Origin of the sequence: Modestobacter sp. VKM Ac-2984 (assembly GCF_026967985.1) — a bacterium.
Lineage (GTDB): Bacteria > Actinomycetota > Actinomycetes > Mycobacteriales > Geodermatophilaceae > Modestobacter.
The window spans coordinates 271366-287584 of record NZ_JAPVBJ010000006.1; the positions used below are offsets into that span (position 1 = coordinate 271366).

A 16219-nucleotide genomic window follows, 5' to 3' on the forward strand; every position below is an offset into this window, starting at 1 on the left:
ACCGCACCCCGGTCCGCCGTCCTGCGGGAGGCGGCGCCCATGACCGCGCGAGGAGCGTCTGGCGTCAGGCCGGGCCGTGGGGTGCCTGGCGACTGGTCCGGCCGGTCGTGACCGGCCGCCGGCCCACGCGTCCGGCGGCCGTGCAGAGCGACGCTGACCGGCGCCTGGTGGTGCTGCACTCCCTGCGCGAGCCGGACGGCACCACGCAGTACGCCGACCAGATGGTCGACGGGGCGGCCCCGGACGTCGACATCCGCTTCTTCGACTGGCAGACGGGGCTGTTCGGCCAGTACGACGTGCTCCACGTGCACTGGCCCGAACTGCTGATCCGCGACAGCCGGCGGCCGTGGTTGCGCTTCGTGAAGCGCCGACTGCTGGACCTGCTGCTCCTGCGGCTGCGGCTGCGGCGGGTCCCGCTGGTGTGGACGGCCCACAACCTCAACCCGCACGAGCAGGGCAGTCGAGCCGACCACCGCTCGCTGGACCGGTTCTACCGGCACGTCGACCTGGTGATCCGGCTCAACCCGGCCAGTCCGGTCACCGCCGGGCGCGAGACGGTGACGATCCCGCACGGCCACTATCGCGAGCCCTTCTCCCGGTACCCGCAGCCGGAGGCAGAGCTCGGGCGGGTCCTCTACTTCGGCATCATCCGGCCGTACAAGGGCGTCGACATCCTGATCGAGGCCTTCCGCGGCATCGCCCGCGACGACCTCCGGCTGCGGATCGTGGGCAACCCGCACCCCGGCCAGGCCGAGCTGGTGCAGGACGCGTGCCAGGGCGACCCCCGCATCGACACCCTGCTCCGGCTGGTGAGCGACGAGGAGCTCGTCGAGGAGATCCGCCGGTCGCAGCTGGTGGTCCTGCCCTACCGCGGGAGCATGCACAACTCCGGGTCCCTCTTCGCGGCGCTGTCGCTCGGGCGCCCGGTGCTGGTCCCGGAGTCGCCGACCAACGCGGCGCTGGCCGAGGAGGTGGGCCCCGGGTGGATCCTGCAGTACCCCGGTGAGCTCACCCCGGAGGTGCTCGCGGCGGCGGTCACCTCGACGGCCTCCCGGCCGAGCGCGGAGCCGCGGCTCGACGACCGGGACTGGGCGCGGATCGGCCTCCACCACCGCGACGCCTACCGCCGGGCCCGAGCGCTCAGCGGGCGAGGGTGACCGCCGACCCCGAGGCGAGCACGGCCCGTCAGCCAGGCCTGGCCGCGGCAGCCTCCCGGGGCGCCGCCGTCACCCTGGGCGGCCAGGGGCTCCGCGTGCTCGTCCAGCTCCTGGGCATCGTCGTCCTCGCCCGGCTGCTCGACCCGGAGGACTACGGCCTCGTCGCGATCGTGGCCCTGATCGTCGGCTTCGGTGAGCTGTTCCGGGACTTCGGCCTCTCCTCGGCGGCGGTCCAGGCGAAGACGCTCTCCGACGGGCAGCGCGACAACCTGTTCTGGCTCAACACCGGCATCGGTGTGGTCCTGGCCGGGCTGGTCTGCGCCGTCTCGCCGCTGATCGCCCTCGCCTTCGACGACGACCGGCTCACGCTCGTCGCCGTCGTCATGTCCGCCACGTTCCTGCTGAACGGGGTCTCCACCCAGTACCGGGCGATGCACACCCGGCACCTGCGGTTCGGCAAGCTGGCGCTCTCCGAGATCGTCGGGCAGGTCGCCGGGGTGACCATCGGCATCGTGCTCGCCGTCCTCGGGGCCGGCTACTGGGCGCTGGTGGCCCAGCAGCTCACCCAGGGGCTGGTCGCGCTGGTGTTCCTGGTGGCCACCAACCGGTGGCTGCCGGGCTGGGTGGACCGGCGCGCGTCCGTCCGGCCCTTCCTCGGCTACGGCCTGCCGCTGCTCGGCTCGCACCTGCTCAACTACCTGGGCCGGAACATGGACACGCTGGTGCTGGGCGCGCGCTTCGGGGTGGCACCCGTGGGCATCTACAACCGCGCCTTCCAGCTGGTCATGATGCCGTTGCTGCAGGTCCAGGCGCCGTCCACCCGGGTGGCCCTGCCGGTCCTCTCCCGGCTCCAGGACGACAAGAAGCGGTTCGCCGAGTTCATCAGCTTCGGCCAGGTCGCGCTGCTGACCCTCATCGGCGGCCTGTTCGCCGCACTGTTCGCGCAGGCGCCGTCCGTGGTGCGGGTGATGCTCGGGTCCCAGTGGACCGAGGCGGTGCCGATCTTCCGGGTGCTGCTCATCGCCGGGTTCTTCCAGGCCGCCACCTACGCCACCTCGTGGGTGTTCCTCGCCAAGGGGCTGACGCGGTCCCAGTTCGTCTACGCGCTGGTGACCCGACCCGTGGTCGCCGTCCTCATCGTGGTCGGCTCCCTCTGGGGGCTGCCGGGCGTGGCGGCGGGCTACGCGATCGGGGCGGCGCTGGTGTGGCCGGTGGCTCTGCTCTGGATCGCGCGCATCTCCGACGCCCCCGCCGGCCGGATGTTCCGCAACGGGCTCCGCACCGGGCTGGTCTTCAGTGCGGCGTCGGCGCTCTCCTACCTGTCCACGGTCGCGCTGCCGGCCGACGCGCACGCGCTGCGCCTGGTCGTCGGGGTCGCCGCCGTGGTCGCCGCAACCGGTCTCGCCGCGTTGGTCTGGCCGACGTTCCGCCGCGACCTGCGCGACATCGCCGGGATGCGAAGGTACTTCCGGCGTGGGCAGCGTCCGGCCGGCCGGACGGCGGGCGACGCCGAGGGCCCGATGACCGCGCCGACCAGCCAGACCGCCGACCCGGCCGCCCTCTCCTTCACCGGCGCGGCGGCCACCGACCCGATCACGACCCCGAAGGCGGGCATCGACCGATGAGCAAGGCCATGGAGCGCGCGCAGCGGATCTGGCGACGAGCGGTGGTGGGATCGGGGCTGCCCGGGCTCGTCGACCGCACGATCATCCGCTCCCGGGTGCGCGCCGAGGCGGGCGAGCGGACCACGCACCTGCTCCTGGCCGCCCCCGGCGGCGGCAACGTGGGAGACCAGGCGATGCTCGAGGCGGTGCTGGAGAACACCGCCGGGCCGGTGACCCTGGTCGTCCCGGACCGCGCCGCGGTGGAGCTGCCCGCGGAGTCCCGGCAGCGCGTGGAGGTCCTGGAGATCCCGCACCTGGTCTACGGGACCGGCGCCGACCACCGGGCGTCGGTGGCGTCGTTCGGCCGCGCTCTCGCGGGGGCCGCGCACCTGTCCGTCCTCGGGGCGGACGTGATGGACGGCCGGTACTCGCTGCCGGCGTCGGTGCGCCGGTCCACCCTCGCCCGGGCCGCGGCTCGCGCCGGGGTCGAGACCCGGGTCATCGGGTTCAGCTGGAGCGACCGCGCGCGGGTCGCGGCGCGGCGGTCGCTGGCGGCCGCGGCTCGTGACGGGGTGCGTCTCCTGCTGCGCGACCCGATCTCCGCCGGGCGTGCCCGGCGGGACGGCATCGCCCCGGTCGAGGAGGTGGCGGACATCGTCTTCGCCGCCCGGAGCGTCGACGGCTCCGCGGCCGACGAGCTGCTCCAGCACGTCACCAAGCCGGTCGCGCTGGTCAACGTCAGCGGGCTGCTCGCCGGCCGGGTGGACCAGACCGAGGAGTACGTCCGCATCGTGGCGGCGCTGCTGGAGCGTGGCCTGCACGTGCTGGTCCTCCCGCACGTCGACCGGGCGCAGAGCGGTGACATGGAGGCCTGCGCCGCCCTGATGGCGCGGGTGGGCGAGCTGGCCGACGTGAGCGGTGTGCCGTCGATCCTGACCCCGGCGCAGGTCCGCGGGCTCACCGCGCGGGCGAGCATCGCGGTGACCGGGCGCATGCACCTGGCGGTCATGTCGTTGCTGAACGGCGTCCCGGCGATCACGCTGGCGTCCCAGGGCAAGGTCGAGGGCCTCATGCAGCTGTTCGGGACGCCCGAGCTGCGCATCGACGCGACCCCCGGCTTCTCGGCGGAGGTGGTCGCGGTGGTCGACCGGGTCCTCCCGGCGGACTCGGCTGCCCGCGAGTCGATCCGGCAGGCGCTGCCGGGGGTCGTGGTGATGGCGCGGCGCAACACGGCCGACCTGTCGGCGCCCGTCACCACCGGGCAGGCGTAGATGGCCGGCAGGATGCGTGGCGCGCTGGCCAGCACGGTGGCCGGCAGCCCGGTCTGGGCTCCCCGCACCCGGGCGCGCCTGCTCCGGGCGCTGGGCGTCCGCGTGCACGGCAGTGCGCGCGTCTACCCGTGGATCCGTTTCGTCGGCGGCGTCGACCACCTGGAGATCGGTCGGGGGGCGTTCGTCAACGTCAACGCCACGATCGGTGCCAACGCCCGCATCGTCATCGGCGACCGGGTTCACCTCGGCCCCGGGGTCAGCCTGCTGCCCACCTCCCACGAGGTCGGGGCGCGGGAGCAGCGCGCCGGTGCGTCGACCAGCGCCCCGATCACGATCGGGGCCGGCGCCTGGCTCGGCGCCGGGGTCACCGTCCTGGGTGGGGTGACCATCGGCGAGGGCTGCGTCATCGCCGCCGGCGCCCTCGTCAGCGCCGACACCCAGCCCGACGGCGTCTACGGTGGGGTGCCGGCGCGGCTGATCCGCCGCCTGGGCGCCTCTGCACCCGAGCCGGCACCCACCCGGGCGGAGCCGACGCCCTCCACGGTCGAGTGAACCTGTCCGGGGCCAGCCGTCCGGTGGTCACGATCCCCGTACCGTCGGAGTACCGACTGTTAGGGTCCGCGAGGATCATCTGCGGGTCACCGCGGGATCACATGGCCGGACACGGTCGGGCGACGGACCAGGCCGTAGGAAGAACGGATCCTCGATGAGCGCCCACAGCACGGCCCCGACGACGGGGCGGTTCGCGTGGCTCGAGCCCGTCAAGGGCCTGGCCATCTTCATGGTCATCGCCTACCACGTGACCCTGTACCTGAAGAGCGCGGACGTCGACGCCGTGCTCGGCCGGGCGAAGGCCGTCTTCGAGCTCTTCCCGATGCCGGCGTTCTTCCTCATCGCCGGGATCTTCGCCGGCCGGCACGGGGCCACCAAGTTCCGCGCGCTGTGGAAGCGGCGGCTGCTGCCGCTGCTGTACCTGTACGTCGTGTGGTCGGTCATCCGGACCGTCTTCTACTTCGTCGTCCCCGGGCTCAACGGCGAGCTCGGTGAGATCTCGGCGACCGACCCGCTGGCGCTGCCGCTCATCCTCTTCTGGCCGAGCAGCAGCTACTGGTTCCTCTACGCCCTCTTCCTCTTCACCCTCGGCCGCTGGCTCATCGCCCGTGCGCCGGTCTGGGTGCAGCTGGCCGGTTCCGGGCTGGTCTCCACCCTCTTCACCAGCGGCCTGGTCGACGCGCAGAACATCGGCTGGAACCGGGTCGGGGCGCTCTTCTTCTTCTTCGTGCTGGGCGCGGTGTTCTCCCGGGAGATCCGGGACTTCGTCGCGCAGGCGCGGCCGGTGCACCTCGGGATCGCGTTCGCCGCCCTCGTCGTGTCCACCGCGCTGATCGTCCTGGGCTTCCGCTGGGTCCCGCTCGTGGTGCTCGTCGGGCAGCTCTCCGCCGTCGCCGTCGGCGTCCTGATCACCCGGTACCTGGTCCGGCTGCCGGGCTTCGGCATCTTCACGTCGATGGGCACCGCCAGCCTGAAGCTGTACCTGCTGCACCTCTACGTCATCGTCTCGGCGACCGCGCTGATCGAGCTGCTGGATCCGGCCTGGCCCCGGTGGGTCGACGTCGGCGTGCAGGTCGCCCTGGTGATCGTCACCGTCGTCGCGTCGTTCGGGCTCGCCCGGCTCACCAGCCGGGTGCGCTGGCTGTACGCCCCACCGGCCTTACTCCGCGGTCCACGGCGACGTGGGGCGCACCGAGACCCTGTCCCGAACGACCCGGAGGCGGCGGTCAGCCCGCAGCGCGACCTGACGCCCCGGCCCACCGAGACGAAGGAATGACGATGCCCCGGGAACTGCCCGACCTCCGGCCGGGCGCCGAGCGGCGGCTCGTGCTGGCTGCGTCCACCGGCGGTCATCTCGCCCAGCTGGTCCGCCTGGCGCCGGGGCTCGGCGCCTCTGCCGACTCGCTCTGGATCACCTTCGCCACCGCCCAGAGCGAGTCGCTCCTGGCGGGCCGGAACGTCCTGCACGTGCCCTACATCCGACCGCGGGAGGGGCTGAAGATCGCCCGGGCGTTCCGGTCGATCCTGCCCCGGCTGCGATCGGAGGACTTCGACGCCGCGGTGAGCACGGGGTCGGCGCTGGCGCTGGCCGCGCTGCCCGCCGCGCACCTGGCCGGGATCCCGACGCTCTACATCGAGAGCGTCTCGCGGGTGAACGGCCCCTCCGTCAGCGGCCGGGTCCTGGCCGCGATGCGGTTCGCCCACTTGCGGACGCAGCACCCGGCCTGGGCGGGCGGCCGCTGGGGCACCCACCCGAGCGTCTTCTCGGCGTACCGGACGGTGCCCCGGGCCGACCGGCCGGAGGGGCCGCCGCGGCTGTTCATCACCCTCGGCACGCTCCGCGGCTATCCCTTCCACTCGATCATCGACCGCGTCCTCGAGTTCGGGCTGGCCGATGAGAACACGGTCTGGCAGCTGGGTGAGACGGAGCCCGCGACCGAGCTGCCGGGCAAGGTCCACCGTGAGGTGTCCGGCGCGGACTTCGACAGGTACGCGCGGGAGGCCGACGTGGTGATCACCCACGCCGGCGTGGGGAGCGTCATCGGGCTGCTGGAGATGGGGATCTCGCCGATCGCGGTCGTCCGCCGCCGCGCGCGCGGTGAGCACGTCGACGACCACCAGCAGGAGCTGGCGTCGCTGATGAAGAGCAGCGGGATCGGCGTCGCCGTCGAGGTCGACGAGCTCTGCCCGGAGGTCGTCGCGGCTGCGGCCCGGGTCCGGGTGGAGGTCGACCCCGGTGGGCCCGGGGGGACCGGGACGTCGCTGTCGAGCGCCGACCTGCCGTGACGGCCGCCGCGCGGTGCGCGGCGTGCGGCGGCCGGTGCGGGCCGGGCGGCGCAGGGGGTGACCGGCCGGCCCGCTGACCGGCCGGCCGGGGACGTCGGGGGAGCCCGCGGGCTCAGGTGACGGTGTGCCCCGCCTGCGAGATCGCGGTGATCTCGCGGAAGAACTCGTTGTCCCGCATCAGGACCGAGGGCGCGTCGATGGCCTGCAGCCGCCCGGCCCCCATCACCATCACCCGGTCGCAGATCGACAGGGTGGACACCCGGTGCGCGACGAGCAGGAGCAGGACCTCGCCCTTCATCCGGGCCAGGGACTCCTGGACCGCCTGCTCGGACATGACGTCCAGCGCACTGGTGGGCTCGTCGAGGATCAGCACGTCGGGCCGGCCGGCCAGGGCACGCGCCAGGCACAGCCGCTGCCGCTGCCCGCCGGAGATCGCCGAGGCCCGCTGCCCGATGACCGTCTGGTACCCCTCGGGCCAGCTGAGGATCTCCTCGTGCAGCGAGGCCTTGCGGGCGGCCTCCTCGACCTCCGCGTCGGTGATGTCGTCGCGGTAGAAGCGGATGTTGTCCGCGACCGTGCCCCACAGCAGCTGAGGGCTCTGCGGGACGTAGGAGACGCGTTCCCGCCAGTCGCCGAGCCGGAAGTCGCGGGCGTCCTGGCCGTTGACCGTGACGGTGCCGCTGGTCGGCAGCCGCAGGCGCAGCAGCAGCTGCACGATCGAGGACTTCCCGGCCCCGGACGGACCGACGATGCCGATCACCTCACCGCGGCTGGCCTCGAAGGAGACGTCGTGCAGCACGGGCGCGGTGGTGTCGTAGGCGAAGTCGACGTGGGACATGCCGAGCCGCTCGACGCGGGACAGCGGGTGGTCGCCGTCCTGCCGGGTGTGGCCGGCGTAGTGGTCGAGCGCGCGCCGCAGCCGGCCCATGTACGGGATCAGCTCGTTCATCCGGGTGGAGGAGGCCTGGATCCGCTGCCCGAAGGTCAGCGACCGGATGAGGATGAGGACGACGGCGCCGAGCTCGCCGATCGCCGTCGCCCCGGACAGGTGGACGATCATGAGGGCGAGCAGGAGCAGGAAGAAGGCGACGCTCTGGTAGAGCGCCGGCACGGCCCGGTTGAGGAAGCGGGTCTGCAGGAGCGGGCGGCGGACCTCCTGGATCATCTTCTCCACGGCGTCGCGGTAGGCCCGGTTGGCGCCGAAGACCTGGGTCTCCTCGGCCAGCTGGACCATCTCCTGCACGCCCTTGGCGTACTCGACGTTCTCCGCGCTCAGCGCCCGGGCGTGGCCGCGCTGGCGGCGGGCCAGTGGCGCCAGCATCACGAACAGGACCGCCGAGGCCCCGATGAGGATGAGCGCCGTCGGGGCGCTGAGCAGGAAGGCGGAGGCGAGCAGCGTGAAGAACATCAGGACGGCGCTGATGCCCTCGGAGAGGGTGGTGACCGCCGCCGAGGCCTGGATCGCCTGCGTGGTCATCAGCGACTGGAAGTGCCCGTCGCGCTCGGCCGACTGGATCTTCCAGGACGCCGAGGTGAAGCGCTCGAACAGGTCACGCCGGAGGGCGGCCATCACCGACGCGCTCATCGACGCGGGCACGTAGGCGAGCCAGACCTGCAGTGCGCCGCGGAAGACGGCCAGCCCCAGCCCGACCGCGCAGAGGACGAGCAGGGGGGCACTGACCTCGAGCGGGCCCGGGATGGCGTCGACCTGCGTCTGTCCCTGGGAGAGCGCGGTGGCGAGGGAGGCGACGAGCGCCAGCAGCGCGGCCTCGACCAGACCGGCGATCACCGAGCCGCCGGCCATCACCGCGATGCGCGACTTCGACGAGCCGAGGAAGGGGCCGAACTGCTGCCAGGCGGTCTTGTAGCGCCGGACGACCCTGGTCGGGGTCGGCCACTGCTTCGGCAGTGACAACTGCCCTCCTGAGATCACGTGCGCGGCCCCGTCCGGGGCGTGGTCAGGCAGAACCCTACCGTCGCCCGCTGGCCGTGCGGAGCGTCGTGGACCACACTGGCGCGAGGGCCTGCCTTGCGGCGCGGCGCTCCGTCTGTTGGAGTGTGCGCCGTGGCGCCGGTGCCGTTCTCTCGTCTCGACCTGCAGCGGCTGGTTCCCGTACAGCTGCGGCGGGCACGGAAGTTCTACCTCCGACACGGTCGGCTCCCTCCGCTGATGGGGTTCGAGACCTTCAACGACAAGGTGCAGTGGCGGGTCACCCGCGACCGGCGCGAGCTGCTCCGGACCACCTGCGACAAGCTGGCGATGAAGGAGCACGCGGCGCGGCTCGCCCCCGACCTCACCCGGACGCCGGAGACCTACTGGTTTGGCACCGACGTCGCCGAGCTGCGCGACGTGGAGCTCCCCGCGAACTGGGTGCTGAAGCCCAACCACGCGAGCCAGCGGGTCATCATCAGCGGTGGCCCTGCCGACGTCGAGGAGCTGGCCGAGCAGGTCGCGGGCTGGGTGACCGAACCGTACTGGCGGCGCAGCGGCGAGTGGGCCTACCGCACGGCGCGCCCCGGGCTCCTGGTCGAGGAGTTCATCGGCACGCCCGGTGAGGTGCCCGCCGACCTCAAGCTGTTCGTCTTCGACGGCCAGCCCCGGGTGGTCGCCGTGCACAGCAAGGACGGGGACGTGCACAAGGCCCGGTACTACAGCACCGACTGGGAGCCGCTGCCCTGGACCGGTGGCTACGTGCCGGGGCCTGACACCGCCCGGCCGGAGCGGCTGGCGGACATGCTGAAGGCGGCGTCCCTGCTCGCCGCGGACTTCGACATGATGCGGGTCGACTTCTACGAGCACGACGGGGTGCTGTGGTTCGGGGAGCTGACCCCCTATCCCGCGGCCGGTCTGGCCCGGTACGAGCCCGAGCTGGACCGGCTGCTGGGCAGCTGGTGGGAGCTGCCCGTCACGGGCACGAGAGGGCTGCTCCGCCTCCGCTGAGCTGGGGCCGCCGGTGCTCAGGCGTGCCGGCGGTCCAGCAGGCCGTGGTCGATGTAGAAGCTCCGGACACGCGGGTCGGCCAGGAAGGACCCGTGGAACTGGAACACGTTCAGGTTCGGGACGCCGGCGTTCCCCTCGAGGACCAGCGGGCCGCGATCGGTGACGCAGACGTCCCAGCCGACGTGCGTGACCTCCGGGAAGGCCGCCATGAGCTCCCCGACCAGGTCGAGCACCTCGCCCCAGTGCGGCACGGTCTCCCCGGCGATCGGCGCCCCGGTGTCGGGGTGCCGGTCGTGGGAGGGGCGGCCGCGCCCCCGGGGACGTCCCACGGCCGGGCCGAGCCGCCCGGACCCGAGGTCGACGGCGCTGCACAGGCCGCCGGAGCTGACGTTGTCGACGGCGCCGCTGGCCGCGGTTCCCCACCGGTGGACGGCCGCGGCGACCACCGGGTCGCCGTCCGGCAGCCGGATGGCCAGCGCCCGCAGGGTGTTCAGTGAGCCCGGGTGGACCGCCCGGAGGTCCGGGTGCTGCTCCAGCCGCTCCTGCACGAGCACGGCGGCTCCCGGCTCGTCGGCGACCAGGCTCTCGACCCGCTCGCCCTCGACGATGCGGACCCCGCGCCCTCCGGCGCCGTCGAGGGGCTTGAGGACGACGCCGGCCGCGGCCCGCATCCGCTCCAGCGCGGCGGCGGACCGGCCGTGCAGCACGCCGCGGAGCCCGACGCCGTAGACCTCGGGGGCGGACCCCGCGAGGCCCCGGGCGACCACGGCGTCGGCGAAGACGTTCTTGTCCTCCAGCAGCCGGGCGCCGGCCGGGTGGTTCAGCCGGCGCAGCCGGGCCTCGACCGCGGCGTCGCTGATGAACGGGACGGCGGGGTCCTGGATGCCGGGGTAGGCGTACCAGCGGTTGGAGAGGAAGCCCCGCCGCCACATCGACGGGTGCAGGCGGCCGACGTACTGGCGCCGCTCCAGGCGCGCCATGGTGCGCAGCAGCGTCGCCCGGCTGGTCATCCGGCGCTCCGGACCCGGCGCCGGGCGGCCCGGGCGAACCGGCGCGGGGTGCGGGCCAGCTTGCGACCGAGGACCAGGGGCGGGGGAGCGAAGGTGATCCCCTCCCGGTTGGTCAGCTGGCAGGGCCGGCACTGACCGCAGGGGAGGTCGCCCAGCGGGTCGTGGCAGAACCACCGCTGCGACAGCAGGTCCAGGAAGCCGTGCTCGCGGGCGATCGCGGCCATCTCGCCCTTCGTCGTCCGGAGGACGGGGAAGGACCAGAACCGGAACATCTGCGCCTCGGGTGCGCTGCTGAGCGTGCCGCGGTCGTCGGTGAAGACCAGGCGGTGCAGCGCGGTGGGGCCGTCGTCGTGGGCCTGCATGCAGATCTCCACGTCCGACCAGCCCAGCGCCTCGGCGACCCCGGCGAGGTAGACGTACTGGCTGCCGATCCAGGTGCCGTTGCGCAGGATCGAGGCGTTGAGCTCCTGGAGCTCCGCCGACGGCGGGAAGTCCCAGCGCAGGTGCAGCTCGGTGGGGGCCAGCATCGCCGGGTCGTCGAGCCGGGGCAGCAGCTGCTCGCGCATCCGGGCCATGGTGCTGAGCTCCAGCAGCGTGCTGCGGCGCTCGGGGTTGACCACGTAGACCGGCTGCACCGGCCGGTGCTCGACGAGCAGCGCCTGCATCAGCCGGAAGGAGGAGTCCCAGCCTCCGGTCCACAGCAGTCGGATGGGGGTGCGGTCCTCAGCGGCGCTCATCGCCGTCCTCTCGTTCGTTCCAGGGGTCACCGGCCGGCTGCGCTGCAGCCGGCCGCGGGGTCATCGGGGGGTGAGGGCGCGCCCGCTGCGCCGGACCACCCGGCGGGCGCGGTCCTGGCCCCGGGCGAGCATCCCGACGGCGACCTGCCGGGACACCCGGCCGGTGGGCAGCGGCACCCCGAGGCCCTCGAGCCGCTCCCGGGTGTCCGGGTCGGCGAGCCAGCCCTCGGCGGCCAGCATCTGGGAGCCGCGCAGGCTCCAGTGCACGTTGCCCTCCAGCAGCACGGGGCCGTCCGGACCGATCACGACGTCCCAGCCGAGGAAGCGCAGCCCGGGGAAGAGGACGGCGGCGCGGCGGCACAGCTCCGTGGTCTCCTGCCACAGGGGCAGCTGCCGGCCGGCGAACCGCTCGCCGGTGTCGGGGTGGTCGGTCAGGTCGCCCGGCGCGCCCTTGAGGATCCCCGGGCCCATCACGCCGGTGGTCACGTCGATCGGGATGCTGACCCCGCCGGACCCCCAGTTGTCGATCATGCCCCCGCGCCGGCCGAGGCGGATGCTCGCCCCGTGCACGTGCGACGTCCCGTCCTCGGCGACGGTGGTCAGGACGCGGCAGGTGTTGGTCGTGGTGGGGGCGAGCGGCTCGAGCTCGGGGTGGTTGCGCACCGCGTGCTGCAGGACGTAGCCGCTGACCCCGCGCTCACCGCCCGGGTCGAGCGCCGCGAGGACCTGCTCGAGGCTGGTCTCCTCCCCGGTGCGGGTGGTTGCCGTGCCGGTCGCGTGGTCGATCCGGTCGAGGATGACGATCTGCGCGCCCTGCCCGCCGCCGGCCGGCTTCACCACCAGCCCGGAGGGCCGTTCCCGGTCCAGCTCGGCGAGCACCTGCGGCACGGTGCGCATCGGGCGCTGACCGTCCCAGCTGACGCCCTGGACGCTGTCGAAGAACCCGATGGTCGGCGGCACGGGCAGCCCGAAGCCGTCGGCGAAGCGGTAGAAGACCCACTTGTGCTCGGTCAGCACGTGGTTGCGGGGGTCGTTGACGACGTCCTGCACGAACCGGCGGTTCCAGTCGCTGCCGAGGTACCGGCCGGCGTCGGTGGTCGGGCGCCGGCCGTCGAACCCGTAGGCCGGGATGTCGGCGGGGCGGAACCCCCACAGCCACACCAGCTTGCTGCGCTGCAGCCAGGTCAGGGTCACGCTGCTCCTCCCACCGATGGGCTCAGGACGTCGCCGGGGTTTCCACCGGCCACGGCATTGTGCCCGAAAACGATCATGGGAGGACGGGTTGCTGCCCCGCGACCACTCGTTCGGGCCGGTCGGCGCGGGCGGTGTCCCGTGCGTCGACCCGGAGGGAGGCGATGACGCCGGCGGCCGCGAAGACGAAGGGGAACGACGGGGACGACACGAACACCGGCGCCACCGCGGACTCCACCAGCAGCAGGATCAGCCACCCGACCCCGGTGATCCGGATCCAGCGGACCAGGACGTCCTCGCGGGCGGAGACCCGCCGGAGCAGGGCGACCAGCATGCAGGCGAGCCCGGCCGCGAAGAAGAAGGCGCCGAACCAGCCGGCCTCGCCGTAGATCGCCGGCCACTGGGAGTCGTTGAGGAACTGACCGGAGTCCGGCCCGGGACCCAGGCCGTAGCGGCCGGGGAAGCCCAGGGCGTAGTAGAGGGGGCTGTAGTCCTCCGCGGCCGACGAGCTGGCGTACCGGCCGAACCCCGCGCCGAGCGGGAAGTACTGCGCCGCCACGGTGATCCCACCCGCCGTGAGCAGGGACCGGGCGGAGTCCTGGGTCAGGTAGATCTCGATGTCGCCACCGATGAGCGCGGCCAGCGGAGGCACGGTGACGAGCGCCACCAGCGGACCGATGGCGAGGAGTGCGGCGACCCCGACCGGCCGGAGGAAGCGGGCGCCGACCGCGGCCAGCGTGGCCAGCAGCCCCACGATCGACTTGACCTGGAAGGTCAGGAAGGCCAGGCCGCCGGAGACGAGCACCAGGACCGTGTTGGCGACGGACCGGCGGACCACCAGGCCGTAGACGAGCGCGCCGACGGCGAGCACCCCGCAGAACCGGCTGAAGGCGGCCGGGTGCTGGAAGGCGCCGTTGATCGCCGGGAACGGGCCGATGTAGCTGATCGGCGGGCGCCCGGTGGTGAACTCCGCCCAGGCCGCCGGGAACGCGAGGTTCAGCACTGCGCTGAAGCCCATCAGCACGATCGCGGTGATGCCGAGGCGGATCAGCAGGGCCAGGTCGTCCCGGGTCCAGTGCAGCTGCGCCAGCGCGAAGGCGAAGAGGATGCCCTTGACGGCGATGAAGGCCGCGGGGATGCCGAGCCCGGCGGGGACGTCGGCCAGCGCGGCGCTGAGCAGCCCCGCGATGAGGTAGCCGACGAACCAGCCGGTCCCCGGCAGCCAGACCAGGCGCCCCTCGGTGACCAGGCGCCGGGTGGTGAGGGTGACGACGGCGAGGGCGATGACGCCCTCGTCGGCGTAGGTGCCCAGTTGCCCGAGCACGTTCTGGATGGGCGCCGACAGGATGATGACGACCAGCGCCAGCAGCGCGAAGAGCTTCGGCCGGAAGGCGGCGATCGCCACGGCCGTGACGCCGCCGAGCAGGACGATCGGCAGGGCCAGCTCGACCCAGGCCAGGGCGCCCACCACGAAGGCCAGGACGGCGGCAGCGACCACCCAGGCGGGCCCGGGAGGCGAGCCCGGACCGGACCGGACGCGGGTCGCGCCGGTCGTCGGCGGCGCCGACATCAGCGTCCCCGGGTCCCCGTGGCGAGCGCCTGCCGGACCACGATCACCAGGAAGGCCACGAGGAGGCCGACCGCGAGACCGATGAGCAGGTTGAGCAGGAGCAGCGGTGACGCCAGCTCGTCGGGGATCTCCGGCGCCTCCACCACGGTCCCGGTCACGTTGATCGGGTTGGCGACGGTGTCCTCGCCCTCGATCTGGGTGATCAGGCTGGCGGCGATCGCGTTGGCGAGCTCGGCCGCGTTCGTCGGCGTGCCGGCCTCGACGGTGATGTTGATGATCGACGTCCGGGGGATGACCTCGGCGGTGACGTTGTCCACGAGGTCGGTGGAGGCGACGTCCGCGTCGATGGCGTCGATGGCGGGGTCGAGCACGGCCGGGGTCTGGGCCAGGGCCGCGTAGGTCTCCACCCGGTCGGCGACGAGCGCCGATGCCTGGGACAGGTTCTCGGCGGCAGCCCCGGCAGCGCCGGCGACGGCGGCGCCGTCCACGCCGACCGGGACGGAGACGACCGGGTCGACCAGGATCTTCGTCTCGGTCTCGTACCGATCCGGGAGGAAGACGGTGACGAGCCAGCCGGCCAGGAGCCCGGCGACGACGGCGGCCACGATGACCAACCAGCTCCGGCGGATCACCCGCAGCACGTCGCGCAGCTGCATGGAGTCCGGGGCCTCGTGCCGATAGCGGGGGAGCGGAGGCGCCGCGGTGTCGATGGTCATGTCAGTGGTCCTCTCGGGTGGTGCCGATGTGCGGGAGTCAGGCGCGCCGATCACAGCTGCTCCTCGAGGAAGGTCAGGACCGCGCGCCGCACGTCGCTGTTGAGCAGCGTGATCCCGTGGTCGGGTTCGTCGACGATCAGCAGCTCCGCCGGGACGCCGGCGTCCGCCAGTGCTGCCGCCAGTGCTTCGGCCTGTTCTTCCGGCACCAGTTCGTCGGTGCCGTTGACCAGCAGCATCGGGGGGTCGGACGGGTCCACCCCGGTGATGGGGGAGGCCGGCACCGACTGCGGGCAGTCGGTCACCGAGGTGCAGCCGAGGTAGTTCAGCACCAGGTCGGCGGCGTCCTCGCTGGGCTGACCCAGTTCGAGGCCCTCGGGGGACAGCACGGAGACGCCGCTCAGGGACGCCACCGCGCCCAGCCGTTCACCGGTGTCCAGCGGGCCCTCGCCACGCGTGGCCAGGCTCTGCGCGATGATCGCGCCGGCCGAGCTGCCGATGGCGCCGATCCGCGCCGGGTCGATCCCGAACTGCTCCACCTGGGCGGGCTCGCGCAGCCACTGCACCGCGTTGGCGAGGTCGTCGACCTGGGCGGGATAGGTGAACTCCGGGGCGAGCCGGTAGTCGATCGAGAAGGCGGCTGCGCCCTGCTCGGCGGTCAGCTCGCACAGGGTGCGCAGCCCGGTGCTGTCGCGCGCGCCTTCGGTGAAGCCGCCGCCGTGCACGATCAGCACGGCCGGGAGCGGTCCCTCGGCGTCGGTGGGGAGGCAGGCATCGAGCTTCAGCTCGGACTGGTCGTCGGACCAGTAGGTGAGCCCCTCCTCCACCGCGACGTTGTCCGGACCGGGATCGAGCCGGGCCGTCGGCTCGGACGAGGAGGAGCAGGCGGTCAGCGTGACGAGCAGTGCGGTCAGCCCCATGGCTGCACGGGGGACGCCGGAGCGCGACGTGGCGGGACTGGTCACATGCATCGGGGTTCTCGAATCCGTTGGGCGGCGACGGACGAGGGCCCCAGTGCTCGGGCACGGGCGGGGCCGGGTCTCGTCGAGGCCATCGGCTCATCAGTGCAGCGCGGCTGCGCTCCGTCATCGTGCCGTCGCCGGGGATCCGGCGGATGGCAACCCCGTGAACTTAGCGCCCGGGGCAGGGTGGTGACCGTGATCGCTGTCACGACCTCCCGCCGGCTG

Annotated in this window: 14 protein-coding genes; 7 read left to right on the forward strand and 7 right to left on the reverse strand. The window is 73.3% G+C overall.

Going from position 1 to position 16219, the window contains the following annotated elements; genetic code table 11:
• Positions 1–140 precede the first annotated feature (140 nt).
• The 6 genes from O2W16_RS14515 to O2W16_RS14540 all read left to right on the forward strand — a co-directional run bounded on the left by O2W16_RS14515 (position 141) and on the right by O2W16_RS14540 (position 6870).
• Entirely contained in the window at positions 141–1157 is a 1017-nt protein-coding gene (locus tag O2W16_RS14515) for a glycosyltransferase (RefSeq protein WP_269159524.1), read from the forward strand.
• The gene (locus O2W16_RS14520; RefSeq protein ID WP_269159525.1) at positions 1154–2782 is read left to right on the forward strand and encodes a lipopolysaccharide biosynthesis protein; all 1629 of its coding nucleotides are present in this window, start codon (positions 1154–1156) and stop codon (positions 2780–2782) included. The genes O2W16_RS14515 and O2W16_RS14520 overlap by 4 nt, the downstream gene beginning before the upstream one ends.
• Positions 2779–4032: a polysaccharide pyruvyl transferase family protein gene (locus O2W16_RS14525; RefSeq protein ID WP_269159526.1), complete on the forward strand. Its 1254-nt coding sequence runs from the start codon at positions 2779–2781 to the stop codon at positions 4030–4032. Before O2W16_RS14520 ends, O2W16_RS14525 begins: the two co-directional genes overlap by 4 nt.
• Positions 4033–4584 carry an acyltransferase gene (locus tag O2W16_RS14530; protein ID WP_269159527.1) on the forward strand — a complete coding sequence of 184 codons (552 nt, stop codon included), beginning with the start codon at positions 4033–4035 and terminating at the stop codon, positions 4582–4584.
• Positions 4585–4738: 154 nt separating this feature from the next.
• Positions 4739–5860: an acyltransferase family protein gene (locus O2W16_RS14535; protein WP_269159528.1), complete on the forward strand. Its 1122-nt coding sequence runs from the start codon at positions 4739–4741 to the stop codon at positions 5858–5860.
• Between the two features lie 2 nt (positions 5861–5862).
• The gene (locus O2W16_RS14540) at positions 5863–6870 is read left to right on the forward strand and encodes a glycosyltransferase (RefSeq protein ID WP_269159529.1); all 1008 of its coding nucleotides are present in this window, start codon (positions 5863–5865) and stop codon (positions 6868–6870) included.
• Positions 6871–6982: 112 nt separating this feature from the next.
• Here the strand turns inward: O2W16_RS14540 and O2W16_RS14545 are convergent, their stop codons facing one another.
• A complete protein-coding gene (locus O2W16_RS14545) occupies positions 6983–8785 on the reverse strand; it encodes an ABC transporter ATP-binding protein (RefSeq protein WP_269159530.1) in 1803 nt (600 codons plus the stop codon).
• A gap of 255 nt (positions 8786–9040) precedes the next feature.
• Here O2W16_RS14545 and O2W16_RS14550 point away from each other — a divergent pair, with 255 nt between their 5' ends.
• Positions 9041–9811 (forward strand): ATP-grasp fold amidoligase family protein, encoded by a 771-nt coding sequence (locus O2W16_RS14550; RefSeq protein WP_269159531.1) that lies wholly within the window; start codon positions 9041–9043, stop codon positions 9809–9811.
• Positions 9812–9828: 17 nt separating this feature from the next.
• On the opposite strand, the gene O2W16_RS14555 is transcribed toward O2W16_RS14550, so the two are convergent.
• From O2W16_RS14555 to O2W16_RS14580, 6 genes are all read right to left on the reverse strand, one after another.
• Positions 9829–10821: a sugar-transfer associated ATP-grasp domain-containing protein gene (locus tag O2W16_RS14555; RefSeq protein ID WP_269159532.1), complete on the reverse strand. Its 993-nt coding sequence runs from the start codon at positions 10819–10821 to the stop codon at positions 9829–9831.
• Positions 10818–11558 (reverse strand): hypothetical protein, encoded by a 741-nt coding sequence (locus O2W16_RS14560; protein WP_269159533.1) that lies wholly within the window; start codon positions 11556–11558, stop codon positions 10818–10820. Before O2W16_RS14560 ends, O2W16_RS14555 begins: the two co-directional genes overlap by 4 nt.
• Positions 11559–11618: 60 nt before the next feature.
• Positions 11619–12752, reverse strand: a complete 1134-nt coding sequence (locus O2W16_RS14565; RefSeq protein ID WP_269159534.1) for a sugar-transfer associated ATP-grasp domain-containing protein — start codon at positions 12750–12752, stop codon at positions 11619–11621.
• Between the two features lie 73 nt (positions 12753–12825).
• Complete coding sequence (locus O2W16_RS14570; protein ID WP_269159535.1) at positions 12826–14319, reverse strand: hypothetical protein; 1494 nt, start codon at positions 14317–14319, stop codon at positions 12826–12828.
• Entirely contained in the window at positions 14319–15035 is a 717-nt protein-coding gene (locus tag O2W16_RS14575; protein WP_269159536.1) for a YveK family protein, read from the reverse strand. Before O2W16_RS14575 ends, O2W16_RS14570 begins: the two co-directional genes overlap by 1 nt.
• A gap of 50 nt (positions 15036–15085) precedes the next feature.
• A complete protein-coding gene (locus O2W16_RS14580; protein WP_269159537.1) occupies positions 15086–15952 on the reverse strand; it encodes an alpha/beta hydrolase in 867 nt (288 codons plus the stop codon).
• Positions 15953–16219: the final 267 nt, after the last annotated feature.

Bases quoted from the DNA above. Each gene is read 5' to 3' on its own strand.
- O2W16_RS14540 (WP_269159529.1), top strand. From the start codon at position 5,863: ATGCCCCGGGAACTGCCCGACCTCCGGCCGGGCGCCGAGCGGCGGCTC.
- O2W16_RS14525 (WP_269159526.1), top strand. From the start codon at position 2,779: ATGAGCAAGGCCATGGAGCGCGCGCAGCGGATCTGGCGACGAGCGGTG.
- O2W16_RS14530 (WP_269159527.1), top strand. From the start codon at position 4,033: ATGGCCGGCAGGATGCGTGGCGCGCTGGCCAGCACGGTGGCCGGCAGC.
- O2W16_RS14550 (WP_269159531.1), top strand. From the start codon at position 9,041: ATGGGGTTCGAGACCTTCAACGACAAGGTGCAGTGGCGGGTCACCCGC.
- O2W16_RS14555 (WP_269159532.1), bottom strand. From the start codon at position 10,821: ATGACCAGCCGGGCGACGCTGCTGCGCACCATGGCGCGCCTGGAGCGG.
- O2W16_RS14570 (WP_269159535.1), bottom strand. From the start codon at position 14,319: ATGTCGGCGCCGCCGACGACCGGCGCGACCCGCGTCCGGTCCGGTCCG.
- O2W16_RS14560 (WP_269159533.1), bottom strand. From the start codon at position 11,558: ATGAGCGCCGCTGAGGACCGCACCCCCATCCGACTGCTGTGGACCGGA.
- O2W16_RS14575 (WP_269159536.1), bottom strand. From the start codon at position 15,035: ATGACCATCGACACCGCGGCGCCTCCGCTCCCCCGCTATCGGCACGAG.
- O2W16_RS14580 (WP_269159537.1), bottom strand. From the start codon at position 15,952: ATGGGGCTGACCGCACTGCTCGTCACGCTGACCGCCTGCTCCTCCTCG.
- O2W16_RS14535 (WP_269159528.1), top strand. From the start codon at position 4,739: ATGAGCGCCCACAGCACGGCCCCGACGACGGGGCGGTTCGCGTGGCTC.